The 25,743-nt window shown below is 59.0% G+C and carries 18 protein-coding genes; 10 read left to right on the forward strand and 8 right to left on the reverse strand.

The window, feature by feature from the left end; genetic code table 11:
* Window positions 1–372: 372 nt before the first annotated feature.
* The 3 genes from HMPREF3044_RS02385 to HMPREF3044_RS02395 are packed head-to-tail and all read left to right on the forward strand — an operon-like array spanning window position 373 to window position 4,073.
* Complete coding sequence (locus HMPREF3044_RS02385; RefSeq protein WP_070739212.1) at window positions 373–1,176, forward strand: EamA family transporter; 804 nt, start codon at window positions 373–375, stop codon at window positions 1,174–1,176.
* Between the two features lie 35 nt (window positions 1,177–1,211).
* The gene (locus HMPREF3044_RS02390) at window positions 1,212–2,645 is read left to right on the forward strand and encodes an amino acid permease (protein ID WP_070739129.1); all 1,434 of its coding nucleotides are present in this window, start codon (window positions 1,212–1,214) and stop codon (window positions 2,643–2,645) included.
* 9 nt (window positions 2,646–2,654) lie between these two features.
* Entirely contained in the window at window positions 2,655–4,073 is a 1,419-nt protein-coding gene (locus HMPREF3044_RS02395) for a DNA polymerase IV (RefSeq protein WP_005395539.1), read from the forward strand.
* A 355-nt stretch (window positions 4,074–4,428) separates the two neighbouring features.
* Here HMPREF3044_RS02395 and HMPREF3044_RS02400 read toward each other — a convergent pair whose 3' ends face one another.
* Window positions 4,429–5,394, reverse strand: coding sequence for an asparaginase (locus HMPREF3044_RS02400; protein WP_070739131.1), 966 nt, complete (start codon window positions 5,392–5,394; stop codon window positions 4,429–4,431).
* Window positions 5,395–5,870: 476 nt separating this feature from the next.
* On the opposite strand from HMPREF3044_RS02400, the gene HMPREF3044_RS02405 reads away from it, so the two are divergent.
* A complete protein-coding gene (locus HMPREF3044_RS02405; protein ID WP_371326109.1) occupies window positions 5,871–6,506 on the forward strand; it encodes a WKL family lipoprotein in 636 nt (211 codons plus the stop codon).
* 185 nt (window positions 6,507–6,691) lie between these two features.
* On the opposite strand, the gene HMPREF3044_RS02410 is transcribed toward HMPREF3044_RS02405, so the two are convergent.
* The gene (locus tag HMPREF3044_RS02410; RefSeq protein WP_070739133.1) at window positions 6,692–8,362 is read right to left on the reverse strand and encodes an ABC-F family ATP-binding cassette domain-containing protein; all 1,671 of its coding nucleotides are present in this window, start codon (window positions 8,360–8,362) and stop codon (window positions 6,692–6,694) included.
* A 517-nt stretch (window positions 8,363–8,879) separates the two neighbouring features.
* The gene (locus tag HMPREF3044_RS02415) at window positions 8,880–9,830 is read right to left on the reverse strand and encodes a hypothetical protein (RefSeq protein ID WP_231286037.1); all 951 of its coding nucleotides are present in this window, start codon (window positions 9,828–9,830) and stop codon (window positions 8,880–8,882) included.
* Window positions 9,831–10,199: 369 nt separating this feature from the next.
* On the opposite strand from HMPREF3044_RS02415, the gene lspA reads away from it, so the two are divergent.
* Genes lspA through HMPREF3044_RS02430 form a run of 3 tightly spaced genes read left to right on the forward strand, consistent with a single transcriptional unit; the run spans window position 10,200 to window position 12,212 of the window.
* Entirely contained in the window at window positions 10,200–10,796 is a 597-nt protein-coding gene (gene lspA, locus HMPREF3044_RS02420) for a signal peptidase II (RefSeq protein WP_005395548.1), read from the forward strand.
* Window positions 10,793–11,713 (forward strand): RluA family pseudouridine synthase, encoded by a 921-nt coding sequence (locus tag HMPREF3044_RS02425; protein WP_005389499.1) that lies wholly within the window; start codon window positions 10,793–10,795, stop codon window positions 11,711–11,713. Before lspA ends, HMPREF3044_RS02425 begins: the two co-directional genes overlap by 4 nt.
* A complete protein-coding gene (locus tag HMPREF3044_RS02430) occupies window positions 11,703–12,212 on the forward strand; it encodes a hypothetical protein (protein ID WP_239170946.1) in 510 nt (169 codons plus the stop codon). Before HMPREF3044_RS02425 ends, HMPREF3044_RS02430 begins: the two co-directional genes overlap by 11 nt.
* Before the next feature lie 110 nt (window positions 12,213–12,322).
* Here HMPREF3044_RS02430 and rarD read toward each other — a convergent pair whose 3' ends face one another.
* A complete protein-coding gene (rarD, locus tag HMPREF3044_RS02435) occupies window positions 12,323–13,210 on the reverse strand; it encodes an EamA family transporter RarD (RefSeq protein ID WP_005395550.1) in 888 nt (295 codons plus the stop codon).
* Window positions 13,211–13,483: 273 nt separating this feature from the next.
* Here rarD and dnaE point away from each other — a divergent pair, with 273 nt between their 5' ends.
* Together dnaE and HMPREF3044_RS02445 are read left to right on the forward strand one after the other, a co-directional pair.
* The gene (gene dnaE / locus HMPREF3044_RS02440) at window positions 13,484–17,050 is read left to right on the forward strand and encodes a DNA polymerase III subunit alpha (protein WP_005389502.1); all 3,567 of its coding nucleotides are present in this window, start codon (window positions 13,484–13,486) and stop codon (window positions 17,048–17,050) included.
* 584 nt (window positions 17,051–17,634) lie between these two features.
* The gene (locus HMPREF3044_RS02445) at window positions 17,635–18,834 is read left to right on the forward strand and encodes a cobalamin-independent methionine synthase II family protein (protein ID WP_070739135.1); all 1,200 of its coding nucleotides are present in this window, start codon (window positions 17,635–17,637) and stop codon (window positions 18,832–18,834) included.
* Window positions 18,835–19,009: 175 nt separating this feature from the next.
* Here HMPREF3044_RS02445 and HMPREF3044_RS02450 read toward each other — a convergent pair whose 3' ends face one another.
* Window positions 19,010–19,339 (reverse strand): hypothetical protein, encoded by a 330-nt coding sequence (locus HMPREF3044_RS02450; protein ID WP_213084999.1) that lies wholly within the window; start codon window positions 19,337–19,339, stop codon window positions 19,010–19,012.
* 704 nt (window positions 19,340–20,043) lie between these two features.
* The gene (locus HMPREF3044_RS02455) at window positions 20,044–21,924 is read right to left on the reverse strand and encodes a choice-of-anchor I family protein (RefSeq protein ID WP_246820850.1); all 1,881 of its coding nucleotides are present in this window, start codon (window positions 21,922–21,924) and stop codon (window positions 20,044–20,046) included.
* 230 nt (window positions 21,925–22,154) lie between these two features.
* Between HMPREF3044_RS02455 and ilvA the strand changes: the two genes are divergently transcribed.
* Window positions 22,155–23,438: a threonine ammonia-lyase IlvA gene (gene ilvA / locus HMPREF3044_RS02460; RefSeq protein ID WP_005395556.1), complete on the forward strand. Its 1,284-nt coding sequence runs from the start codon at window positions 22,155–22,157 to the stop codon at window positions 23,436–23,438.
* 285 nt (window positions 23,439–23,723) lie between these two features.
* On the opposite strand, the gene HMPREF3044_RS12845 is transcribed toward ilvA, so the two are convergent.
* A complete protein-coding gene (locus HMPREF3044_RS12845; RefSeq protein WP_141759625.1) occupies window positions 23,724–23,939 on the reverse strand; it encodes an MGMT family protein in 216 nt (71 codons plus the stop codon).
* Window positions 23,920–25,686 (reverse strand): malto-oligosyltrehalose trehalohydrolase, encoded by a 1,767-nt coding sequence (gene treZ / locus HMPREF3044_RS02465; protein ID WP_005395560.1) that lies wholly within the window; start codon window positions 25,684–25,686, stop codon window positions 23,920–23,922. The genes HMPREF3044_RS12845 and treZ overlap by 20 nt, the downstream gene beginning before the upstream one ends.
* Window positions 25,687–25,743 lie beyond the last annotated feature (57 nt).

The raw sequence follows: 25,743 nt of genomic DNA on the forward strand, positions 1-25,743 counted from the left end.
GCCACGGCAGCGAGTGCAGCCATAGCGGCGAGCGCAGCCGCGGCACGTAAGCTATGAGGGCTAGGTGTGTTGGCCGTTGTTGGCACCGCCGAAGGCTCCATACCCTCACCACGAGTGTGCAGGGTGTGGAGCCTGTGCACATACTGTGACCGGAGACAACCGCGTGGATTGGACTCAAGCATTTCTGTTAGCCCCCTCAGCCTCTCGCCCCTTCGCATCGTCATTAACCCATCTGTGGCTCCGTTTGCTTATGGGGGAAGGCCTCCGCGGCGAGGGGCAATGGGGCATGCTCGTGCAAGCGCACATTTTCGTGCCACAAACAACAGGCTTTTACAATGTCCCTTTGTGACCAAGCTGTATGTTCCCCTTCTGATGACTCTCGCCGGCGCTTCCAACTATCTTGGTGCGGCGCTAGCGGTTTATCTTTTCGATGTGCAATCGCCGTGGATCGTTGCATGGCTGCGCGTCGGTGCTGCCGGTATCATCTTGGTTGCGATTTTTCGCCCGAAAAAGAAGCATTGGCTGAGCTGGTCTGCTCTCGCTTATGGTTTGGTCACTCTCGGGATGAACACTGCCTTTTACGAGGCAATTGACCGCATTCCCTTGGGAATGGCCGTGGCCATCGAATTCATCGGGCCGATAGCCGTAGCTGCGTGGGGAAGCAGGACAGTACGCGACTGGTTGGCGCTCATCGCGGCAGCTGTCGGTGTGGTGGTCTTGAGCGGCACACAGTGGGGGACGAACACCGTGGGTATCATCTGGATCATCGTTTCCGGAGTTCTGTGGGGGCTGTATATTCTGGCATCCGACACCTTGGCACATGGGGAGTCGACGTTTCAGTCAATGGGAGTAGGCCTCATTTATGCATCCGCTGCGATGAGTCCTTTTGTGGCTGGAGGGTGGAATACGGGTACCTATTCCGGCGTGGGGGAGCTATCCCTCCTCATTGCGATGGCCTTTGGATTGGGGCTCCTTAGTGCGGTAATTCCATACGGGCTCGACCTCGTCATGCTGAAAATGGCATCACCGGACTATTACGCCGTTCTCTTGTCGCTCCTACCTGTTACAGCGGCGGTAATCGGGATGATCGTCCTTGGGCAGCTTCTTACCGCCGTGGAGGTTTTCGGAATCCTCTTGATTGTTGTGGCGGTTGCGCTCCGAAAACAGACCGCTTAGTTCACTTTATAGACTGAGCGGTATATAGTGGATTCGTGGACAAAATCAGAGCAGAAGAGACACAAGGGTATAAGAAAGATCTAAAGCCACGCCATATCCAGATGATTGCACTGGGTGGTGCCTTGGGAACGGGGTTGTTCCTGGGCGCCGGTGGGCGATTGGCCGTCGGAGGTCCAGGTCTTGCACTTGTGTATGCGGTGTGTGGCCTCATCGGCTATCTCATGCTTCGCAGTCTGGGGGAGATGGTGGTCCACCGCCCAACATCGGGGTCCTTTGCTTCCTACGCTCGCGAATTCCTCGGCGAGCCCGCCGCCTTCGTTGCTGGATGGATCTACTTTCTCGCATGGGTCACAGTAGGCACAACGGATCTGACGGCGGTCGCGATTTACCTGAAATTCTGGCCCATTTTCCAGGACGTGCCACAGTGGGTGCTGGTCGCAGTCGCCCTTGCGGTCGTCCTCTCTGTCAACCTCCTGGGGGTGAAGGTATTCGGAGAAGCAGAGTACTGGTTTGCAGCTGTGAAAGTTGGAGCGCTTGTTATCTTCCTCATTGTCGGCGTTGCGCTCCTTGTTACTGGCCATGCGCCGGGTGGAACCATCAGCGCTACAGCTCTTGGTGATTGGTTCCCTCACGGAGTCATGCCACTGGTGATTCTCACCCAGGGCGTGGTGTTTGCTTACGCCGGCATCGATATGATCGGCGTGACTGCTGGAGAGACAGCAGATCCTGAGCACCAGATTCCCAAGGCGATTAACACGACGGTGTTTCGGATTATCTTCTTCTACGTTGGCTCCATTCTGCTCCTTGGCTTCCTGCTTCCATACACGGCCTACAGCGCAGGCGAGTCCCCCTTTGTTACATTCATGAATTCCATCGGTGTGCCCTACGCAGGGGACATAATGAACCTCGTGGTGCTTACTGCTGCACTATCGAGTGTCAACGCGGGCTTGTACGCGACTGCCCGGATTTTGCGACCTCTCGCCTTGACAGGGTCTGCCCCCGGTTACCTTGGCACGCTGTCCGAGCATGGGGTGCCGAAGAACGGAATTATCACCACGGCCACGCTTATGGTGGTCGGTATTATCGCCAATTACTTTGTGCCGGAGAAGGCATTCGAAGTGTTCCTCAACCTCGGAGCTATTGGAATCCTGGGGATGTGGGCTATGATTTGCCTCGCTCACATCGGTTTTGTTCGCTCCGGTCAGGAACGCCCTCATTACCGGTCGTCCGCCGTCTCCGATGTGATCGTTCTCTTGTTTCTTCTCGGCGTGTTTGTCCTGATGGCCTTTGATAAGCCAGTGGGCAGCGCTACGGTAGCCGTGACGATTTTCGGTCTCATCCCGGCATTCGGAATTGGCTGGTTTTTCGTGCGGAAGCGAGCCGTTGCACATCATGGTGCTGCAGCAGGGCATACACAGGGTTCCGCCAGCGAATCCGTGGAGAGCAAGGTGTCGACCACTGCTGGTTAAGATGTGGGTATGCAGCGTTGGGTTCTTCACATCGATATGGATGCTTTCTTTGCATCCTGTGAACAATTAACCCGACCGACGCTGCGCGGTAAACCGGTTCTTGTAGGGGGAGTGAACGGTCGTGGTGTCGTGGCCGGAGCCTCGTATGAAGCCAGGGCATTCGGTGCGCACTCGGCGATGCCTATGCATCAGGCCCGAGCGCTCGTTGGCTACACTGCGGTTTCCGTTTCTCCTCGCAAGGCGGTCTATTCTGCCGTCAGTCGCAGGGTGATGCGCTTAATCGAGCACGAAGCGGGAGTCATCGAACAACTCAGTGTAGATGAGGCCTTCATGGAACCGGCGAGCCTTGTTGGTGCCAGTGTCGACGAGGTAGTTGCGTGGTCAAACGAGCTTCGTGAAAAGATCCGAACGACAATCGGTATACCGTCATCTGTCGGCGCTGGAACGGGCAAACAGTACGCCAAAATCGGGTCCGGATTGGCAAAACCAGACGGCACTTTCGTCATTTCGAAAGACAAGCAGGAAGAGATCCTCGGGCCCCTTCCAGTCCGCTCACTATGGGGTGTGGGGCCCGTGGCAGAGGCGAAGCTTCGTGGACTGGGGATCACGACGATTGCTGAGTTCGCCGCCATGAGCAAGAAGGAAGTCGAGGTTACCCTTGGCAAAGCCGTCGGTGCCACGCTGTGGGAGTTAGCGCGGGGACATGACGATCGCGTGGTCGCACCCCGCGCGGTGGCAAAACAGGTGTCTGCCGAGCAGACATACGCGCGCGATCTCACCACTGTGGACGAGGTGGATAAGGCAGTTCGCCGGGCGGCCCACGATGCCCATGTGCGACTTCTGAAAGACGGGCGAGGCGCTCGGACGGTAACTGTGAAGCTGAAGATGGCTGACTTTCACATCGAATCGCGCAGTTATACGTTGCCATACGCGACTGATGAGTTCGATACCCTTTTTGCAGCTGCGATGCGGATTACTCGGTACCCCTCGGAGGTGGGGGCGATCCGTCTTGTCGGCGTGAGTTTTTCAGGGCTGGAGGAAGCCCTGCAAGATGTCCTTTTCCCGGAGCTTGACCAAGACATCGTGCGGGAAGAAGTCGTTACCGAGTACGACGCAGGCGTCGATTTTCCGGAGGTTACCGTCAACGCGGAGGGCGAGGCCGTCGTGTCACGTTGGCGTGCGACGCAGGATGTCTGGCACCCGGAATTCGGGCACGGCTGGGTGCAGGGGACGGGTGGAGGAATTGTCACCGTGCGGTTTGAGACACGCACGACCGGCCCAGGACGAATCCACACGTTCGACGTCGATGATGAGGAGCTGCAGCCGGCAGACCCGTTAGGGAGCCTCGATTGGGAAGATACCGAAGGTGATGAGGCTACCGTCGATCTGCCCCAGTCCCAGGAGCAATCTGACGATCTGCACGAGTAGCGCGGTTCACGTGCCAAGGCACCGATGACTACTCTAGGAGCGGGGTGAAGCGCGGTGCAGGTTATATCGGCGAGCTCGCACAAAAAGGGCCTGCCACCTGGAGGAGAAGAGTCCGGGGTGAAGTGGTCGGGAGAATACTCTCATCCGGAGATCGATTGATCAGGATGCACAGGCTGAGAAGTACGTGATGGAGGAGCGCCAGTGCGACGATCCTGCGCAGCCTCGGGAGGTGATCTCCGAGGCGCAGATGGAGGAAGGGGATGGCCCACTACGTAATGCGACAAGGGAGGCGACACTTTTTGTGTCGCCTCCCTCTTCCTACGTGGCGGTGTTAACCTCAACGTCCACGCGGAGTCTAAAACAACGTTGCCGGGTGTCTACCGGATGCAATGGCGATGGCCAGGAGGATGCGGGACTGACCAGCGCGGAAGTACTTTGATCCCAGCGCACCCTTGTCCAGGAGTGTCTTTCCGCCGCCGACACCGCCGTAGGTGCCGGACACATCACCGCGGGGCACACGGGTGGAGATGACAACGGGGATGCCCTTTTCCAGTACATCGCCCAGGCCCTCGGCAAACTCAGTGCCCACGTTGCCGTTGCCCATTGCCTCCACGACAATGCCCTGGGAACCGCTGGCGAGGGCGTTATCGATGAGGTCCCGTGGCGCGCCGGGGTAGGCATAAAGCACGTCGACGCGGGTGTCGGCGAGAGTCACAGGCGGGACGGGGTCTGCGCGCTCAGGCTCCTCGGGGGCGTTCGTACCGAACGCGAGTTCGTCTGACGTGTGAAATTTGAGGGCGCCACGGGCGGGGATCACAGCGTGGCCGAAGACAATGAGGGTGCCGATCCCGCGGGCGGACGGTTCGCCTGCCGTCATGACAGCCTCGAAGAGATTTTGGGGGCCGTCTGTGTCCGGGTCGTCGAACGGGTGCTGAGCGCCGGTGAAAATGACCGGCCGGGGGTCGTCGATAAGCGTATCGACGGCGAGCGCGGACTCCTCCATCGAGTCGGTGCCGTGGGTGACCACAATGCCCTCGACAGATTCGTCCTCGAAAACCTCCCGGATGCAGCCGACGATCAGATCGAGATCCTTCATCGTGAGGGAGGAGGAGTCGAGCTGGGTAAGTGGATGCCAGGACAGGGAGATTCCGGATCCCTCCAGTTGCGGGGTGATTGCTTCAATCAGATCGTCTCCAGTTTTGGTGGGGACGAGGGCTCCCTGTTCGTCGGTGGTGCAAGCGATTGTGCCACCGGTTGTGACGACGACGATGTGACGTGAAGGAACGGCATTAGTCATATACGTAACCTTAACACCGGACATCTGATAACTCCGTGGGTTTAGCGAGGAAACCTTCGCGGGGTGAGCGAGGATAACTCCGTGAGGTGAGCAAGGAAACCTCTGCGGGCAAAGCGAGGGTGTGAGGGAGTAGCCGAGGAGCACCGGGGAAAGCGACGTGTGGTCTGTTTTCTGCAGTCAGTGTGGGATAGGGCACGCGAGTAGGTGTGGGCATAGATGAGCTGGTTCGCGGGAGGCAGCAACAGTGGGCAGTGAGAAACCCGAAAAGAGAAGAAACATTGGTCAGACGGGGACTTTGACTATGTGGTGGCCGTTATGAATAATGACAGTCTGATTGTGTCAGAGGGTGGGTTACGTAACGTGAGTCAGCCGGAACCGTTTATTACTTTTTGGTAACGGTGTCTACGCGTGTACGATGTAGACGATTGTGGCCAGTGGATAAGAAGTGGCCGAAGTAACAGCCGACTAACGGTGGCGGGAGCCACCGGAAAAGGAGAATCGTGAAAACCTCGAAGATTGCACTAGCTGCCATGGCGATGGGCCTGTCCGTGTTCGTGAGCGCATGTGGCGGCGGATCTGACGATACGACGACGTCTGCGACGACTTCTGCGGCTGTTGAGTCCACCACCTCTGAGGCTGCCCCCAGCGCCGCCGCATTGCCGACGGTAGCGGACCTTAATGCGGTCATCGCAACCGCAACTGATCCGGCTGCCACGGTTGAGCAGAAGATCCTCACCGTCCAAGGTGGCGAGACCGCTCCTGAGCTCTTCGAGACCATGACCCAGTCCAAGGCCGAGTCTGGCGCGAACTTCACCGTCGTTGAGCCGGTGCTCCCCGGTTACACCCCGGATTCCGTCCTGGCTACCGTGAACTTCACGCTGCCGGATATGGCTCCCCAGACCGCCGAGAACGTTGAGTTCGTTTTCGAGGACGGCCACTGGAAGCTCTCTCAGCAGTGGGCATGTACCCTCATCCAGAACACCGTACAGCCTGAGCAGGTTCCCCCGATGTGCCTCGGTGGCAACGCTGCACCTGCCCCCGTTGATCCTGCAGCCCCCGCAGCTCCCGCCGAGGGTGTAGACCCGGCACCGGCACCTGCCGAGGCATCGGCTCCCGCTGAGGCTCCGGTTCAGTAACGTAGAGTCCCACGGCACCGGCTGGAGCAGCCAGTTTCAACAACGCTTAAGCGCGCATTCCACACGGCATGCGCGCTTTTTCATTTTGGTTCCGGTTTGCGTCTTCGCTGTGAGAGCCGGCTCTGACGAGCCGGCTCTGACGAGCCGGTTATGAGGAACAGTGGAAAGGCGGCGCGACCGTTTTCTTAGCGGGAGCTACCTGCGAGCTCCGTCAGCCCCTCCTCATGGCTCATAGCGAAACGTCGGCCTTGCCAGCGGTCGCGGAGCCAGCGGTCGTGGCTTGCGACGATGACGATGCCGGGGAAGGCCGCGATCGCCCGTTCCAGATCCTCAGCGAGGGTAAGGGAGATGTGGTTGGTCGGCTCGTCGAGAAGCAGAATGTCCGGCGGGGAGGCGAGTGTAATCCCGATGGCGACGCGACGCCGTTGCCCCAAGCTGAGGGAGCGCATGGGCAGCCGTGCCTTGTCTGCGGTGAGCAGACCCATTTCCTCCAAGGACGGTGAACCTGCAGGAACCGCTGCGGCGAAGGTGTCTGCGGCGCTCTTTCCCATGTCATCCCATCGGGAATCCTGCGCGAGGTATCCCACGGTGAGTTCCTCGGCGATGGTCATAAAGCCTTCGCTGAAGGGCACGGTCCCCGCAATGACGCCGAGAAGCGTCGACTTTCCGGCGCCGTTGACTCCCTCAATAAGGACGTGCTCGCGGTCGTAGATATCCAGGTCGACGTTCGGCATACGGTCTTCTACGGCGATGTCGAAGAGGCTTATCGACGGCTCCGGGGACCGCGTCACCGTCACCTGATCGGTGTTGCCGGTGGCAAAGGTGAGCGGGTGTGGTGGCTCGGGGAGCGCGTTGCGCTGGAGTTCCTCCAGGCGGTTTTTCGCTTGCCGGATGCGGGTTCCGGCTGTCTTCGCCGCGCGATCGGCGAAGAACTTGGCAGACTTGCGCACCTCTGTCTTGTTCTCCGTGGAGTGGAAGATATCTTCTTCCCGCTTATACAGCTTGTTCTCCAGCATTGCCCGTTCGTTTTCTTGAGCGTTGTACAGGGAGCGCCAGCGTTCGCGTGTCTTGTCACGTTCCTCGAGGTAATCGGAGAAGGTGCCGGTGAAAAACGTGGCTTGGCGAGTTGCTTCGCCGCGCCCGCCCTCCGGGGCAAGCCCCGGGTCGAGGTCGATAATGCAGTTGGCGGCGTTGTCCAGGTAGTAGCGGTTGTGGCTGGCGGTGATGACCGGACCGCGGTAGTTTTTCAGCTCGTCGATGATGAAGTCGGTAGCATCGTCGTCGAGGTGGTTCGTCGGCTCGTCGATAAGTAAGCAGTCAGCGGGGGAGACCAGCAGCATAGCGAGGGCGAGACGGCGGCGCTGGCCACCGGAGATCTCCGCGATCGTGGCGCGCCGGTCGAGGTTTTCCACCCCGAGGCCGGTAAGTACCTGCTCAATGCGTGAATCAAGGGTCCACAGTTGGAATGCGTCAGCGCGTGCGAGGGCATCGTCGTAGGCGGTGGACAGGCTGACAAGGTTGGGTGCTTCGGCGAGGCGTGCGGAAAGCTCGACGATGTCTTTTTCGATGTCCTGGACTTCCCCAACCGCGTGGTCGATGAGGTCCTGCACGGTGTTGTCGGGCCGGAGGCTGACTTCCTGTGGCAGGAAACGCGTGTGCTCGGGGAGATGGAGAGTTCCTGCATCTGGCTGGTGGAGGCCCGCGAGGAGGGACAGGGTGGTGGATTTACCGGAACCGTTTTCCCCGATTAATCCGGCGACTTGGCCTGCCCCTACGGTGAATGTGATGTCGGTGAGGATCCGTGTGCCGCCGGGGTAAGAAAAGCTCACGCCGTCGGCTTTAACGTACTTTTTCATGTCTTCCTCACAACGTAAGTGGGCTCATTGCGCGGGCACAGGGGCGTGCCGGTATCCCAGGTAGAAAGCCCAGATAACTTTAACCCTTTCTATTTTATTTCGCTCACCACCTAAAACCTAAATATGGCGGTGCGGATTGTGTGCGGGCTCTGCGCGGAGGATGCTCCTTACCATTCCCGCCGGAATTCCCACCGGTTACCGGCCGGACTTCCCACTGGTTTCCCGACGGAATTCTTACTGGTTTCCCGCTGGAATTGCCGCGGGTCTCCCGCACAGGCTCGCTGCGCTCTATTTTTCCCCACCTCTGTTCCCTTTCCTTCACCGCACTACTTCGTAACTGTTTTTAGCTTTTCGATGCCAACGCTCACGCGTTAAACACGGTGTGCAGGTGCAGCGGGAAGGGCTCAGATGGCTGGTGAAGCAATGGCCAACGAGAAGGAGACATCTTAACTACGCGGTCGCAGCCACACGGTCCCAAGCAAAGCGGTGCGAATTAAAGGTCCGAGGCCCAAACGTGCTAGTCAAATACGGTGGATTGGTGAGCGTCCTGGACAACGGCGTACTGGCTTGTGGCGTTTCCGTAAACCGTGCGGGTGGTGAAAGAGGACCTGCCTGCCACGGGGAAGGGCTTGGTCAAATCGATGGTCACCCGGGCATTGCTGGACGTTTCTGCGGATTGGATATCTACCTTCTCTCCGCTGTCCAGGGTGAGGGAACCAACCGTCGGACGCTGGGAGATAGTGGCATCGACGACAACTGTCGTGCCCTCGTGGCTGATGAGTGTGTAGGTGGTTTCCTGTGAGGTGTTAGATTCGCCAATGACGGGCATCTCCACAGTCCAGCGCGCACCGGGCGCCAGCGGCTCGTCGGGGAAGATAACGAGCTGCCCGAGGAGAGCGGACACGTACCCTTCTAGGAGCGCGTTGACCTGGTCGTTGCTTCCTTCAGGAAGATCGTAGCTAATGGCCGTGACGCGACCTGTGCCGGTGGCATCCCAGAGCACTGTGATCCCGTTGGCGACGCTGACATCTACAGTATCGGCAACGCTTGCTGCCGAGGGATCCTTGCGTGTCAGCTCGGTGAGCGTCATGCTGACGCTGCGGGAGGCACCCGCTTCATCGTCGGTTAACTGCGTAGTGGATAGGCTGGCGGATGCGGTGAGTGGTGCCCCGGAGACCTCGGACGGTGGCTGGGACGCAACCTGTGCTGAGGGGACGGCGTCTTGAGAAAAGCCGAGACTGACGTTAAACGGTGCCTGCTGCGTGGCATCCATATCTTGGTAGGCGACGGGGACGCGGTTGCCCTCGCCAGGAGTGAGCACTGTCACCCGTGGCGCGGAGATAGCCGCCTTCACACTCGTGGTGGTGGGGGATGAGCTGGAGGCGGAGTCATCTGAGGCACACCCCGTCAGAGTGAGCGTGGCAATGATACTGACAGACAAGACAGCGCGGATAACAGTATTCTTCACTCCTCTCACGATAATGGAGGCGGAGTCGTGGCAGACAATCAAGGCTCGGCCTTTCTCAGCTAGAGGTATAGGAGTGCACGCTTGGGCTTTGCCCGGGATGTAGGAGTGCACGCTTGGGCGTTGCCCGGGATATACGAGCGCCAGCTTGGGCATTGTCCGCGTCGGCCTCGTACCGCGCAGATCGCAGTGCGAGGTTGATGAAAAAAACAAGTCCGATGGTGTCCAGGGGAACTGGTGCGACGGTGCCCGCGCACCGTCGCGGGACGGGGGAGGAAAAAGTGAGGGGAATAGGTATGGTTCGTGACAGCGTGCGACGGGGTGGGAGCGTGCCATTGGCAATTACCCGCTGTCATAGGTAACAATATTGAGGTGGCTACACTCACGAGAAGATATGGAAGGTTAGTTCTAGCAGTAACGCTCATCGTTGCCGTCATCGACCAGGTAGTAAAAACACTGGTTCTTGCCAATATGAGCCCGGGGGAGAAGGTCCCCATCGTCGGCGATTGGTTCCGGTTCCTCCTTACCTTCAATTCCGGGGCGGCATTCTCCATGGGAGAGAACGCCACGTGGGTGTTCACCACCATCCAGCTTGTATTCATTGTGGCCGTATTCACCTATTTCCTGCCCCGGCTCACAAGCAACTGGACGGCAATCGGAGTCGCGCTCATCGCTGGCGGAGCATTGGGTAACGTCATCGACCGACTGTTCCGCGCGCCGGGTTTCTTCATCGGCCATGTCGTCGACTTCATTTCCGTGGGCAGCTTCGCCATTTTTAACATTGCTGATTCCGCGATCACCGTCGGTGTCGTCATATTCATCATCGGTGTGCTCCTTGAAGAGCAAGGAGCTGAGGAAGAAAAAAGCGGGAAATCAAATAAGAAGTCGACCGGAAAAGCAGGTACAGAAACAACCGCTGATGCCACCGGTGAGAAAGTGGAGGAAGCCGCAGAGGAGCTGGGACAATGACGGTGCGGAGGCTTCCCATTCCGGAAGGACTCGGTGGCCTGCGCGCTGATCAAGGGCTCTCTAAGCTTCTGGGATTGTCCCGGTCCGCCGTCGCCGAGATCATCGCTGACGAGGGAGTGCGCCAGGATGACATGATCATCAGTAAATCCACGCGGCTCACCCCAGGAACGTGGGTTGATGTGCGCCTACCCGGGCCAAAAAAGCCCCTTCTGCCGCAGGCAGAGGAGGTAGTGGGGATGAAGATTCTCCACGTGGACTCCGATGTCGTCGTGGTGGATAAGCCCGTCGGTGTCGCCGCGCACCCGACTGTGGGGTGGGAAGGAAAGACCGTCCTCGGTGGTCTGGCCGCCGCGGGCATCGACGTCACCACCTCAGGCCCGCCGGAGCGCAAAGGCATTGTGCACCGGTTGGATGTGGGTACGAGCGGTGTCATGGTCATCGCTCGTTCTGAGCGCGCATATACGCTTCTTAAGCGGGCGTTTCGGGAGCGCACCGTGGACAAGACCTACCACGCTGTGGTGCAGGGGCATCCGGATCCGCTGGAGGGGACAATCGAGGCACCGATTGGGCGCCACCCGAAGAAGAGCTACAAGTTCGCCGTCGTCGAGGGTGGCAAGATGGCCGTCACCCACTACGAGACGTTGGAGGCCTTCCGCGAGGCTTCCCTGCTCAAGGTGCACCTGGAAACGGGGCGCACACACCAGATTCGCGTACACTTCTCCTCGCTTCACCATCCGTGCGTGGGCGATCCCATGTACGGGTGCGATCCGAAACTCGCCAAGAGGTTGGGACTCAACCGGCAGTGGTTGCACGCCGTGTCCCTGGGATTCGACCACCCGAACGGCAAACATCTTGTTATCGAGTCGGATTACCCGGAGGATTTGTCGCATGCGCTGGAGATTCTCCGTGAGAACTAGACGGTTGCTCGCGGTGGCTACGGCCGTGGGGCTCGTGTGCACGCTGTCTGGCTGCTCGGCACCGGACAAGGCCCCGATATATGAAGACCAGCTTGGCCCGGAGTCCGGTGAAACTGTTGCCGAATACATGGCGCGCACGCCGTTTGCTCGCCCCGGCGTCACCTCCTGGGCCATGGTCACCTTCGTCACACCGCTTCCGCTTGCCGACGCCGCGGCCTTTGCCGATCGTTACCCCAGCCAGCGCGTGAGCCAGGTTGTTTCTTCTGATCGTGCCCCCGTGACGGTGCCGGAACCAGGGCCCTATGCGACCCGCGAGGAGCTTTTCCACACGTACGGAAAAATCGCGGGTGCCGACGTTGCTGCGGGACTCGTTGTTTTTACCGATCCAGACACACTCGTCGCCATGCACGAGGACCCGACCGTCCTCCATGTGGAGGTTCTTCCGTCGGATGCCACGTGGGGCTTTGTCGGTGTACGCCCGGTGCGCGTCGGCGAATAATGCAGTACAAACCCTTCCAGCGTGGGCCTTTCCGGTATAGCCATCCCCGTATGGGCCATCCCTGTAGACACCACTGCGCGCCTAGTTATGTGCGCCTAGTTAGCGATCAGCTAGGTTGGGTTCACCTGATCGTCGACAAGCCGTGAACGGCGGGTACGTGCCGTGCGTGCGTCACTGACAAGGTACATTCCGATTGCCACCCAGATGATGAAGAACCCCACCCAGCGGGTGGTACTGAACTCCTCGTGGGTGACAAGCAGCGCCCAAAAGAACTGCATCGTGGGGGAGATGAACTGCAACATCCCCATTGTGGAGAGGCTGACCCGCTGCACCGCCGTGCCGAAGAGTAAAAGCGGTACGCCCGTGACGATGCCGGTGGTGGACAGGAGAGCCGCGTGACCGGGGCCATTGCCCGTAAACGTGCCGGAACCGGTGGCCTCCATGTAAACGAGGAAAGCGATGGCGAACGGCGCAAGGACGGCTGTCTCCGCAGTGACCGAGGCGACAGAGGAGATTGTCACCTTCTTCTTTACTGCCCCATAAAGGGCAAACGTGACGGCGACACCGACACCGAGGAATGGAAACGACCCCTCTGCGACGGTGATGAAGACGACGGCGACGGTGGCAATACCCACGGCCACCTTCTTCAAGGGCTGCAACCGTTCCCCGAATATCGCCATTCCGAAGGCGACGTTTACCAGCGGGTTGATGAAGTAGCCGAGAGCCGCCTCAGCAACGTGCCCGCTGTTGACCGCGAAAACGTAGATGAGCCAGTTCGAGGCGACAAGGATCCCCGCGACAGCGAGCACTCCCCACTGGGAGGCACGTAGGGCGCGCAATTCCCGATGGGCCCCCGTGGCAACGCAAACGATACCCATGAGTACAGCCGTCCAGGTGATCCGGTGGGCGATGATTTCCACCGCGCCAGCCGGCTCCAAGAGTGGGAAGTAGGCGGGGAAAAGCCCCCAGAGGAAATAGCAGAGCGCACCGAGAAGCATGGGAGTACATGGTAGTGTTTTCGTTTCACAATGTCGCCTAATCCATAGTCGGTGAGTAGCCGATCAGACCGGGATAGGGCGGGGCGGGGAGCCACCCAGCGAGACAAGGGCGGTGGAGGGCGTGCCCAGCGAGGCGGGGCGGTGGGGCGCACCGTGGGAGGAAGCTACGGTGGAGGGCGCACCGTGCGACGAGACGCGGTGCGTACGTGCCGGCTAAGTATTGCTGTGCTGGGGACTGTACCCGCGGGGTCGGTCTGGCTAGAATGTGGCACCATGAGCAATTCCTCCTTCGTGCATCTGCATAACCACACCGAATACTCGATGCTGGACGGCATGGCGAAGGTGGATCTCCTGGCCGAAGAGGTTAAACGCCAGGGGATGCCCGCAGTAGGGATGACCGACCACGGCAACATGTTCGGCTCCGATGCTTTCTACCGAAAGATGACCGCAGAGGGAATCAAGCCGATCATCGGTATCGAGACGTACATGGCACCAGATAGTCGCTTCAACAAGAAGCGCGTCCTGTGGGGTGAGCCACACCAGAAGAGGGACGACGTGTCCGCGTCTGGTGCCTACCTGCACCAGACCATGATCGCCGAAAACGTCACGGGACTTAAGAATCTGTTCCACCTATCCTCCATGGCCTCCTACGAGGGGCAGCTGGGTAAATGGCCACGCATGGATGCTGAGCTCATCTCCGAGCACGCGGAGGGAATTATCGCCACCACGGGATGTCCCTCCGGCGATGTGCAAACACGCTTGCGCCTCGGACAGTTTGATGAAGCCCTCGCCGCTGCCGCGAGGTGGCAGGACATCTACGGCAAGGACAACTTCTTCCTTGAACTCATGGATCACGGACTCGACATTGAGCGGCGGGTACGAGATCAGCTGCTGGAGATTGGCAAGCGTCTGAATCTCCCACCCCTGGTTACAAATGACTGCCATTACGTTCTCCAATCGCAGTCCCACGACCACGAGGCCATGCTGTGTGTCCAAACCGGTAAGACCCTGCAAGACCCGGATCGCTTCAAGTTCGGTGGCGACGGTTACTACATCAAGACGGCGGCGCAGATGCGCGATACATGGGACAACATGGTCCCCGGTGCGTGCGATAACACCTTGTGGATCGCCGAGCGCGTGGGAGACTATTCAGAGATCTGGGAGCCGCACACGCACGACCGTATGCCGATCGCCGATGTGCCCGAGGGGGAGACACCGACCTCGTGGCTGACACACGAGGTGATGGAGGGGCTGAAGAGACGGTTCCCGGATTCCGAGGTGCCGCAGGAGTACATTGACCGGGCAAAATACGAGATTGAGGTTATCGATTTCAAGGGCTACCCGTCGTACTTCCTCATCGTGGCTGAACTCATCAAGCACGCCCGCTCCGTCGGTATCCGCGTCGGTCCCGGCCGTGGCTCCGCCGCGGGTTCTCTCGTGGCCTACGCCATGACGATTACGAACATCGACCCGATGGAGCACGGACTCCTCTTTGAGAGGTTCCTGAACCCAGAGCGCCCCTCCGCGCCTGATATCGATATCGACTTCGACGATCGTCGCCGCTCCGAAATGATTACCTACGCCGCTGAGCGCTGGGGTGCCGACAAGATCGCGCAGGTGATCACGTTCGGTACGGTGAAGACGAAGCAGGCGTTGAAGGACTCTGCCCGCGTGCAGTTTGGCCAGCCTGGCTATCAGATCGCAGACCGCGTGACCAAGCTCTTGCCTCCGGCGATCATGGGCAAGGACATTACTCTGAAAGGCATTGTCGACCCGAACGACAAGCGCTACAACGAGGCCGGCGAGGTGCGCCAACTCATTGAGACCGACCCCGATGTGCGGAAAATCTTCGAGACGGCCCGTGGATTGGAAGGTGTTGTCCGTCAGGCCGGCGTGCACGCATGTGCTGTGATTATGGCGTGCGTACCCCTCATGGAGCACATTCCCATGTGGAAACGTGCACAGGACGGTGCCATTATTACCGGCTGGCCCTACCCGGCCTGCGAGGCTATTGGCCTGTTGAAGATGGACTTCCTGGGGCTTCGTAACCTCACGGTGCTCAACGACGCCCTGGAAAACATCAAGGAAAACCGTGGCGAAACGGTTGTGCTTGAGGATCTCACTTACGATGCTCCGGAGGTGTATGACCTCTTGGGCCGTGGCGATACGCTGGGCGTGTTCCAGCTCGATGGTGGTGGCATGCGTGAGCTTCTGCGGCGCATGAAGCCAACGGGCTTTGACGACATCGTGGCCGCTTTGGCGCTTTACCGCCCGGGTCCGATGGGCATGAACGCGCACATGGATTACGCTGACCGCAAAAACGGCAAGAAACCCATCGAGCCGATTCACCCGGAGCTTGCCGAGCCTCTCGAGGAGATTCTGCACGACACGTACGGCCTCATCGTCTACCAGGAGCAGATCATGAAGATCTCGCAGAAGGTGGCGAACTACTCGGCCGGCGAGGCAGACACATTCCGTAAGGCGATGGGTAAAAAGAAGCCCGAGGTGCTGAAGAAGCAGTACGCGAAGTTCTCCGGTGGCATGAAAGACAACGGCTACTCGCAGGATGCCATTGATGCGCTGTGGGGCACGATCGAGCCGTTCGCTTCCTACGCGTTTAACAAGTCCCACGCTGCTGGTTACTCCGTCGTGAGCTACTGGACGGCGTACATGAAGACCTTCTACACGCAGGAGTATATGGCGGCCCTGTTGACCTCGGTGGGTGACAACAAGGACAAGTCAGCCATCTATCTGGCGGACTGTCGTCACTTGGGGATCAAGGTTCTGCCACCGGATGTTAATGCCAGCCTCCAGAACTTTCAGGCTGTTGGCGATGATGTCCGCTTTGGTCTCGGTGCCGTCCGCAACGTTGGTGCCGACGTGGTGGACTCCATCGTCAAGACCCGCAAGGAGAAGGGCGATTTCACGAGTTTCTCCGACTACCTGGACAAGATCGAAACGCTGCCGTGTAACAAGCGCGTGACTGAGTCCCTCATCAAGGCAGGTGCTTTCGACTCGCTTGGGCACCCACGCAAGGGCTTAGCGCTTATCCATGAGGATGCGGTAGATTCCGTCATCTCCACAAAGAAGGCGGCGGATAAGGGGCAGTTTGACCTCTTCGCCGGTCTCGGCGGGGGTGACAGCGCCGGTGGTGTTGAGCCAAGTGTCTTCGATGTTCAGGTTCCCGATGAGGAATGGGACAGGAAACACAAGCTTGCCCTCGAGCGGGAGATGCTTGGACTATACGTCTCTGGTCACCCGCTGGATGGCTATGAGGCTGCGTTAGCTGCACAGACGGACACCGAACTGACCACGATTCTCGGCGGCGAACTCAAGCACGGGCGAGAGGTAAAGATCGGCGGCATCATCTCGAGTGTTGACAGGCGCGTGTCCAAGCGAGACGGCTCTCCGTGGGCGATCGTAACCATTGAGGATCACAACGGCGCATCCGTGGAGCTCCTCGTGTTTAACAAGGTGTACTCGATCGTTGCTCCGCAGGTAGTGGAAGACAACATCATCCTGGCTAAGGCTCATATCTCGATCCGCGATGATCGGATGAGCGTGTTCTGCGATGACCTTCGCGCTGCTGATCTTGGCCCAGGCTCCGGCACAGGTGTGCCACTCCGTCTAACTATGACTACGGAACAATGCACTCTGGAAAACATTCACCGTCTGAAGAATGTGTTGGTCAGCAACGCCGGTCAAACCGATGTCTACCTGAACCTCGTTGATGGTAACGAGTCCACCCTCATGGTGTTGGGCGAGAACCTTCGCGTCGACCGTTCTGCGAACCTCATGGGCGACCTCAAGGCCACCATGGGTGCGGGAATCCTCGGGTAGCGACGCAGTCACCACCCGAGACCGTCAGCTAGCGACGACGGCTGACGGCTGAGCAGGAAGGTGAGCGTGAAGACCACTCATGAGGAATGCCCTCCAGCATGCTTCGTGCGCAGCTTTCCTCCGGAGTGCTCCACTGTTCCTGGGCTTTCTGTTGTGGCGCGTTGTGTGCTCAGATACGTACAAGCTGGGCTCCGTCCGACACGGTCTGAGCTGCGCCCAGCACCGTGGCGTGTCATCGACCTTCTACTTTTCAACCTGCGTTTTTGCCGGTAGCTAGGCTTCGGCCGGTAGTAGTACTCTTCGCCGAACTCCGACGTCTTTGTCGTTAGCTTTTTTCGTGGGGAGATCTCCAGGCGAGGAGGCGAGAGTGTGTGCGGGTACAGACACCATGTGGTGGGGGAGGATCTGCTGCCGGGGCGCTTTTTCCCCCCGTAGGTTACCCCCTTCAAAAGGTATAAATACTAGACAGAGCGGTTTGTTTGCAAAATTCACGCTAGGGAGCTGGCATTTTCTCACCTTCGCGCTAATATAGACCATGCTGTCTAGCACGGCAGGTAGTTTCTAAAAGGATTGAAGGAAAAGTTATGGCGAACAAAATTTTGACCACGCACGTCGGCTCTCTGCCCCGCACGCCGGAGCTTCTGGAGGCAAACCTCAAGCGCGACGAGATCGGCGAGGACGCATTCAAGGAGATCCTCACCAATTCCGTTAACGAGGTAGTTAAGCGCCAGGTAGACCTCGGTATCGACATCGTCAACGAGGGGGAGTATGGCCACGTGACCTCCGGTGCCGTCGACTACGGTGCCTGGTGGAACTACTCCTTCACTCGCCTGGGTGGCCTCACCATCACTGACGAGGATCGGTGGGCAAACGAGGACAAGATCCGCTCGACTCCCGGTAACATTCAGCTGACCAGTTTCCAGGATCGTCGTGACCGTGAGCGCTTCCGTGAGGCATACGAAGACCCCGATGCTGGCGTGCTCGTTGGCCGCGCAGCGGTGGGTAACCCCAAGTTCACGGGTCCCATCACTTACATCGGCAAGGAGCAGGTGGAAACCGATGTCAAGCTCCTCAAGGATGCCATCGAGGCTGCCGGTGGCGATAAAGGCTTCGTGGCCGCCCTTTCCCCGGGATCCGCTGCTCGCCTGAAGAACGAGTTTTACTCCTCCGATGAAGAGGTCGTATACGCCTGTGCTGATGCGCTTGCGCAGGAATACAAGGTCATCACCGATGCGGGCTTCACCGTGCAGTTCGATGCTCCGGATCTTGCTGAATCATGGGATCAGATCAACCCTGAGCCCTCTTTGGATGATTACAAGAAGTGGCTGCAAATCCGCATTGATGCACTCAACCACGCCATTAAGGATCTTCCGCGGGAGCTCACCCGCCTGCACATCTGCTGGGGTTCCTGGCACGGGCCGCACTCGACGGATATCCCGTTCGCTGACATCATCGATCAGATTCTTGAGGTTAACGCCGGTGGCTACTCCTTCGAGGGCGCATCCCCGCGTCACGCCCACGAGTGGCGTGTATGGCAGGATCACACCCTGCCCGAAAACACGGTCATTTACCCGGGCGTGATTTCTCACTGCGTCAATGCCATTGAGCACCCACGCCTCGTGGCTGACCGCATCATCCGTTTCGCGGAGTTCGTAGGCCCGGAGAAGGTTATCGCCTCCTCCGATTGTGGTCTCGGTGGTCGCATCAATTCCAAGATTGCTTGGGCCAAGCTCGAGTCCCTCGTTGAGGGTGCAGAGATCGCCAGCAAGGAGCTCTTCGGCTAAATCCGTGTTGGTTTAACTACCAAGAAAAGCCCGGGTGCAGGTCACCATGACCTGTACCCGGGCTTTGTCATCTGCCGATGACACATCGTCGAATTCTCGCCACCGAGTTCTCATACAAACCCACACCCAGCGTGGGCTGGAGATTTTCCCCACTCTACCGGCTAACTTGGTGCAGTTAGAAGAAAGCAAAGGCTACTGCCGCGATGATGAGGATCGCCATGACGCTGGCGAAAATGATGAGATTTCTGCGGTTTGCGACGACGCAGGTGGGATTTCCCTTTTCGCCGTCGCTCTTTTCTACGGCATTGTTTCTAACGAGGAAGTATGCCACCAGAGTCATAATGACAAATTCCAGGGCCCATCCCCACAGGGGGATCCCCAGCCTGGTCATAGCGACCGATGAGCCTGCAGTGATGCTTGCGCCGATCATGATTGCATAGGCCCACATTGGAAGTTTGACGTCAGTGGGAGATGCGATGGTTGTTGTAAAAGTTGGCTTATTCATGGCTCTCCTTTAGAGGACGGGTTGTGCCTATGTGATCCGAACACGCTGCATCAGGTGACGGCGACGTGGCCCAAACCGAGCTATAGGGGTTGGCGGGTACGTTGCTGGTGGCCTCTGCTCCGGACCTAGCCGAACCTGCTCCCGACCTGGCCGAACCTGGCAGGGCGTTGCCGAGCCTTGCAGTCACAGTCCTCGTGGGACGTACCTAAAACCTCGTCTCCATAGGGTTGATATGTGGTTAGGAAATACATGCCGGCCGATTCGAAAACGTTTCGTCTTCGCTGGTAGACACATATATAAACGTATCATCTGTATCCTCTGAAACAAGATGGAGGGCAAACGATCGGCAGTGAGATGGCTGAATCTCTGAAAAGTCTGGGAGCATGCGTAAACTTCGCAGTTGCTAAGTGGTCAGGTCGCAGCTTTAGGGATTAAATGGAAAGCAAAAAATAGAAGCATGCTGTGAATCGTGGGGGTAAGCTACGCTTCGGCGGGAAAAGGCCACCTAGGAGATTGGATCTCTCCTAGACGGCAGAGGGAACACAGCTGTTAGGTGGAACACCGCTGCGGGTGGAACACGGCTGCGGGTGGAACACGGCTGCGGGTGGGACACGGCTGCGGGTGGGACACCGCAGTGGCTGCGTTGGGCGCAGCGTGGTAGCTACGCTGTGCGCGCCGTGGCATCTCCTGGGATGCCAGCGAGATTAACGGAACAGCGAGGCGATGCGGTCGCGGACTGACTGCAGCTGGGGTACGGCAGCGATAGCCGCAGTGAGGACAGCAACGAAGCTCGTGATGAGGCTGACAGCGATCGTACCGAGGGTGGACAGGCCCCCGTTTTCAGTCGAGTCAGCTCCGGTCGTGGTGTTTCCGTTGTTGTGGGTGTTGTCGGGGGCTTCTTCCTTGGCCTTCACCGTGAAGATCGTCGTGGTGCCCGAAACCTCGTTGCCCACCACAAGCAGGTTCTCGCCATTGGGGGAATCCTTCGCAGGAATGAACGTCAGGCCCTCCGGACCGAGGTCGCCGGCATCCTGCCATGCAGGGTTCTCGCCCTCCTCGGGGTCAACGGAGAAGTCCCGGTTGTTGATATAGGACACGAAGTGGGCGGCGGCGGGAGTCGTGATGTCATACACCATGATTCCGCCGATGCGCTCCAGCCCGATGAAGGCGTATGTCTTGTCGCCGATCATGCCGAGGACGAGGCCCTCTGCCTCCGGACCCTTCGCATCAGAACGGCTATCGAACTCGTTTTCCACATGGTCAGAGTTGAAATACTCGGGAACGGTGCGCGCGAGAATTTCCTCAAACTCGGAATCGGAATTGAACACCCGGTTGCCCGCAGTATCGAAGATACTGAACCCGCGCCCGCCGAAGGTGTACAGCTCAGAGAAGGCAGTTCCATCCTCGTTGAGGCCAGCAGAGGTGGTGATCTTCAGCCTGCCCAGGTTGTGCTTTTCCTGCAGCTGCTTAGCTGTAGTGATGGACTCTCCAGTCTTGGAATCGACAGCTCCGCCGAATTCAAAATCGTCTGCCAGTGGCGGGAGACCATCCTTCCCGAGGTCTTTCACCCGTGCTTCCTCCGAGTAGCCGTCCCAGTCACGACCGTCGCCCTCGTTTGCCGTAACCAGGTAGGTGGAGCCGCCGACAGTGTAGACACCAATGGAATCGGGGAGGAGGAAGGACTTTACCGGCCAGTGTGCGATGTTGATCTTGTCATCCTTGTCCGAGACATCCATGCCGACGTTTCTCAGGTCAACGGTACCGAGCGGCATGATGTTTTCCACAGTAGCTGTGGCGATATCGACGGTGGCAATGGCGTTGTTCTCTTGCAACGTCACGTAGGCCTTCGCGTCCTTTACCGCAATGTACTCGGGCTCCAGGTTGGCAGCCACTGACGGTGTCGTCCCGTTAGACTCCGGTCCAAAGATGCGGACACCTTCTGGGACAGTCTCACCGAACGTCGCCGTGGAGACGGTGGCGGGGGCGCTGAGCGCGCCGTCGACAAGCGAACCTGGGATGGAGATGACGCTGACGGAACCCTCAGGGTCGACGGAGTAATCCTCCGCAGGTTCCCCCTCGTTTGCCACAGCGGCGTATGCGCCGGTCTCATCAAAGGTCACCATGTCCGGCAGCGCACCGACGGGCAGGCGCTGCAGGATCGTGCCGTCACCCGCCGCATCGAAGAGGATGACCTCGCCGGGATCCGTCTTCGTCGCCGGTTCGACTGTGGCGATAGCCAGGCCGTCGGCGCGCACGGAGACTGAGTTGACGGTCGTGTCCGCGCCCGCGTGGACGGCTCCTACTTCCTTGGGGGAGGTCGGATCGGAAATGTCCACAATGGTGACGGCGCCACTCAGCGCGTTGACGATGAGCAGTCGGTTGGACCCTCGGTCGTACGCCACGATCTCGGCTGCGGATTTTTCAAACTCACCCGTTTCGTGGGTTCCGATGGCTTCCACGGTCAGCTCGCCTGTCCCAGCGGTTACTGGCTTGTCGACGATCACCGCCCCCGCTTGTGCCCCCGTCACCGTTACCATCACAATGGAGGCGCTCACTAGTCCTGCGACAAACTTCTTCGTCTTCATTGCGTATCTTTCGATCCCTTCGTGGACACTTCTGTGCCTGTACGTGCCTGCGTCTTTCCTGGTCATTGTCGCAACGCTGAGTAACGGCAAGGCAGACGTGGCATGAACGGAAAGTGAATCTCGCCGGGCCGGGGGTGCCTGCGGGCGGGGGTGCCTGTTCCTCAACGGAAGTTTCACGATACTCAGTGCAAAAATCAGAGATTACCCCGCGCACACACTACAATTGGCGCATGGACAAAGAACTTTCAGATTGGCATTCCGTCACCGCAGCAGAGATTCAGCACGCTCAGTCCCGAATTTCTGCCGTTATTGCGCCCACCTCGTTGCAGTACTGCCCACGTCTGTCCGAGCAGATTGGAGCGGAGGTTTACCTCAAAAGAGAGGATTTGCAGGACGTTCGCAGTTACAAGATCCGCGGTGCCTACAACTCTATTGTCCAACTCAGTGACGAGGAGCGTGCCGCCGGAATCGTTGCAGCTTCCGCAGGTAACCATGCACAGGGCGTGGCCTATGCATGCCGCAGTCTGAAGATTCACGGCCGGATCTTCGTTCCCGCGCCCACACCCAAGCAGAAGCTCAACCGCATCAAGGTTCACGGCGGGGAATGGGTGGAAGTCGTGTTAACGGGAAAGAACTTCGACGAGGCCGCCGCCGCTGCGCACGCCTACGTAGAAGAAAACGGCGCCACCATGATCGAACCGTTCAACGCCCGCAACACGGTCATCGGCCAGGGCACCGTTGCGGCGGAAATCATCAGCCAGCTGTCTTCCAAGGGCAAGACTGCGGATAATGTCTTCGTCCCCGTCGGCGGTGGCGGTCTGCTCGGAGGCACGCTGAGCTACTTCGCGAGTATGTCCCCGGAGACCACCATCGTTGGTATCGAGCCGCAGACGGCAGCCTCGATGCAGGCCGCACTTGCCAACGGTGGCCCCGTGACGGTTCACGGGGTTGATCCGTTCATCGACGGTGCCGCTGTCGCTCGCGTAGGCGAGGTGAACTACGCCATCGCTAAGGAAAACTGGGATCGGTTGGTCATGCGTTCGGCAAATGAGGGAGCCGTGTGCACGGAGTTGCTCGAGCTCTACCAAAACGAGGGCATCATCGCAGAAACAGCGGGTGCCCTGTCCGTCACTGGTCTCGTCGAGTTCGGTGAGATTGCACCGGGAAGCGTCAACGTGTGCATCATCTCCGGAGGTAACAATGATGTTCTCCGCTATTCAGAGATTGTGGAACGTGACCTTGTTCATCGTGGTTTGAAACACTACTTCCTGGTCAATTTCCCGCAGGAACCCGGCCAGCTTCGGGGCTTCCTCACCGACGTGCTTGGTGAGGATGACGACATTGCTCGCTTCGAGTACCTGAAGAAAAACAACCGTGACGTGGGAACCGCACTGGTCGGTATCGAGCTTGCCGATAGTGCCAATCTCGAGCCCCTCCTCTCACGCATGCGGGAATCGTCCCTTCACATCCAGCATCTGCGCCCCGGCACACCGGAATACGACTTCCTTTTCTAGCCACTTTCCCGGCTAGTCGTTGGTAGCCCGCGTTTGCCTCTGTTGCTGTTCCTCCGGCCACCCGGCGCGTCGGGCTGCCAGCCGGAGGGGTCACCCGTCTTTCAAGGGAGATTCGGGTGGGCACCAGGCGTGGGTACGCATGTCAACTCGTGGTCCGCGGGCACAGGAGTACCCGGCCCGCCTGTCCGTCTGTGGTGGTGGGGGAGTATGTGCAATGCCCTCTTCATCCCACAACGGGAGCGCTGCCTTCCACACGTGGCTCGTCCGGTCGGCGCGAACAACGCGCTACCATGGTGCCAGTTCCCCATAGTCGGCCATGACCCTGCCGACGTACCGGGAGCCACAGCCTGCGACTGCTCCGATAGTGGAGTACGATGCGACGAAGCCGCGAGGGATGTGCTGAACAGTCGTGACAATGGCCTCGGCGAGGGGAGGCAGCAGGGTCGGCGTCTGTGCCGACCGGGACTGCGCCTCTGCCTGCTTATGAGGTGTGGTGCACATCTGTAAGAATGGCGAAGCTCCAGGGGGGAAGAAGCGTTCCTTCCTCGCCAATGGTTGGGTCGGTGAAAGAATACACCAAGGTGCCCGTGTACGGGGCTGTCACCTCGGAATCGGAAAGGTTTGCCACGATGAACGCATCCGCATAGCCGAAGCCGATCCACGAGTCCGTGTGTTCCACAGTGAGCTCAGACAACCACGGACGGGTGAAGCGAAGCGAGGAGCGCAAGCGGAAGAGGGTCTTATAGGCTTCGAGAACGCGTGCGTTTTCCTCGGTGAAGTCCCAGTCGAGCTTGGCCGATTGGAACGTTTCTGGATCTGCGGGATCGGGCATCGCCGCCACGGTTTCCTCGTTCATTCCCTGGTAGCGGAACTGGCGCTGACGTCCCTCGCGGGTTAGGCGGTCCAGCGCGTCATCGCAGTGCGAGCAGAAGAACGGGAACGGTGTCTGGGCACCGAATTCCTCTCCCATGAACAGCATCGGAGTGTAGGGCGTGCACAGTACGATCGCGGCCTTGAGCACCAGTTTCTCGGCGCTGAGGTATTGCGATGGACGGTCGCCGGCCGGGCGATTGCCGGTTTGGTCATGGGTTGTGGTGTATGCCAAGAACCGGAAAGCGGGCACCGCATCTACGTCCAGGGTACGACCGTGCTTGCGTCCCCGGAATGAGGAGTAATTTCCGTGGTGATAGAACACGTGTGCAATCGTCTGCGCAAGGGCATCCATGCTCGCGAAGTCCCGGTAGTAGGTGTGCTCTTCCCCGCTTGTTAGCACGTGGAGCGCGTGGTGGAGATCATCCTCCCACTGCGCGTCCAGTCCAAACCCGCCGAGCCCGGAGGCACCACGCGGCGCAACGAGGCGAGGATCGTTTTGGTCTGACTCGGCAATGAGGGTCTTTTGAATTCCCGTTGTCGCTTCAATTTCTGTGGCGAGGATAGACAGCTCCTCTAACAAGTGGATCGCCCCCGTATCCACCATCGTCTGGACGGCATCCAGGCGCAGGCCATCGATATGGAACTCCGTTAACCACTGGCGAGCTGCTTCGAGAACGTATGCGCGGACTTCGTCAGATCCAGAGTCACAGTAGTTGACCACATCGCCCCAGTCGGTGGCTGCAGTCGACATGTACGGGCCAAACATCCCCGTGTAGTTGCCCACAGGGCCGAAGTGGTTGTACACCACGTCCAGGATCACAGCAATGTTCTTGTTATGCGCGGCGTTGACAAGGTGTTTGAGCCCATCTGGGCCACCGTAACTTTCTTGCACACAGTGCCAATCCACACCGTCGTAGCCCCAGTTGCGTTCCCCTCCGAAGGGCTGTACAGGCATCAGCTCGATCGTGGTGACACCGAGCTCAATGAGGTAGTCAAGCTTTTCCTCGACACCCGCGAAGGTCCCAGACGGAGTAAACGTACCGACGTGCAGTTCGTAAATTGACTGCCCCGGGAGGATCCGCCCCGTCCAGTGGTCATCACCCCACTCAAAGTCATCGGCGTACACCTGGGACAAGCCAGTAACACCGTCCGGTTGCCTGCGCGTGCGTGGGTCGGGGAGGGGATCGGTCCACGTGTCACCGAGCTGAAGCCGGAAGCCGTAGCGGCTCCCGGGCGCCATTTCAGCGTCTGAGCACCACCAACCGTCTGCAGCTGCGGCGTGGTCACACGGACGTGGGTGCATAGGAATGTCCTCACCATCAAGGTGAAGGTGGACGTCGGAGGCGTTCGGTGCCCAAACACTGAAATTCGTCATACCTCAAGGGTATGAAAGCGTTCCGTACGTGTCAAAGACCTGTGTAAAGTGATAAAC

The organism is Corynebacterium sp. HMSC073D01 (genome assembly GCF_001815555.1).
Classification (GTDB): domain Bacteria; phylum Actinomycetota; class Actinomycetes; order Mycobacteriales; family Mycobacteriaceae; genus Corynebacterium; species Corynebacterium glucuronolyticum.

Coding starts and splice junctions, on each gene's coding strand:
- treZ (WP_005395560.1), bottom strand. CDS start 25,686: ATGACGAATTTCAGTGTTTGGGCACCGAACGCCTCCGACGTCCACCTT.
- HMPREF3044_RS12845 (WP_141759625.1), bottom strand. CDS start 23,939: ATGTGCACCACACCTCATAAGCAGGCAGAGGCGCAGTCCCGGTCGGCA.
- dnaE (WP_005389502.1), top strand. CDS start 13,484: ATGAGCAATTCCTCCTTCGTGCATCTGCATAACCACACCGAATACTCG.
- rarD (WP_005395550.1), bottom strand. CDS start 13,210: ATGCTTCTCGGTGCGCTCTGCTATTTCCTCTGGGGGCTTTTCCCCGCC.
- HMPREF3044_RS02410 (WP_070739133.1), bottom strand. CDS start 8,362: ATGAAAAAGTACGTTAAAGCCGACGGCGTGAGCTTTTCTTACCCCGGC.
- ilvA (WP_005395556.1), top strand. CDS start 22,155: ATGGACAAAGAACTTTCAGATTGGCATTCCGTCACCGCAGCAGAGATT.
- HMPREF3044_RS02455 (WP_246820850.1), bottom strand. CDS start 21,924: ATGAAGACGAAGAAGTTTGTCGCAGGACTAGTGAGCGCCTCCATTGTG.
- HMPREF3044_RS02445 (WP_070739135.1), top strand. CDS start 17,635: ATGGCGAACAAAATTTTGACCACGCACGTCGGCTCTCTGCCCCGCACG.
- HMPREF3044_RS02395 (WP_005395539.1), top strand. CDS start 2,655: ATGCAGCGTTGGGTTCTTCACATCGATATGGATGCTTTCTTTGCATCC.
- HMPREF3044_RS02385 (WP_070739212.1), top strand. CDS start 373: ATGACTCTCGCCGGCGCTTCCAACTATCTTGGTGCGGCGCTAGCGGTT.
- HMPREF3044_RS02425 (WP_005389499.1), top strand. CDS start 10,793: ATGACGGTGCGGAGGCTTCCCATTCCGGAAGGACTCGGTGGCCTGCGC.
- HMPREF3044_RS02450 (WP_213084999.1), bottom strand. CDS start 19,339: ATGAATAAGCCAACTTTTACAACAACCATCGCATCTCCCACTGACGTC.
- HMPREF3044_RS02400 (WP_070739131.1), bottom strand. CDS start 5,394: ATGTCCGGTGTTAAGGTTACGTATATGACTAATGCCGTTCCTTCACGT.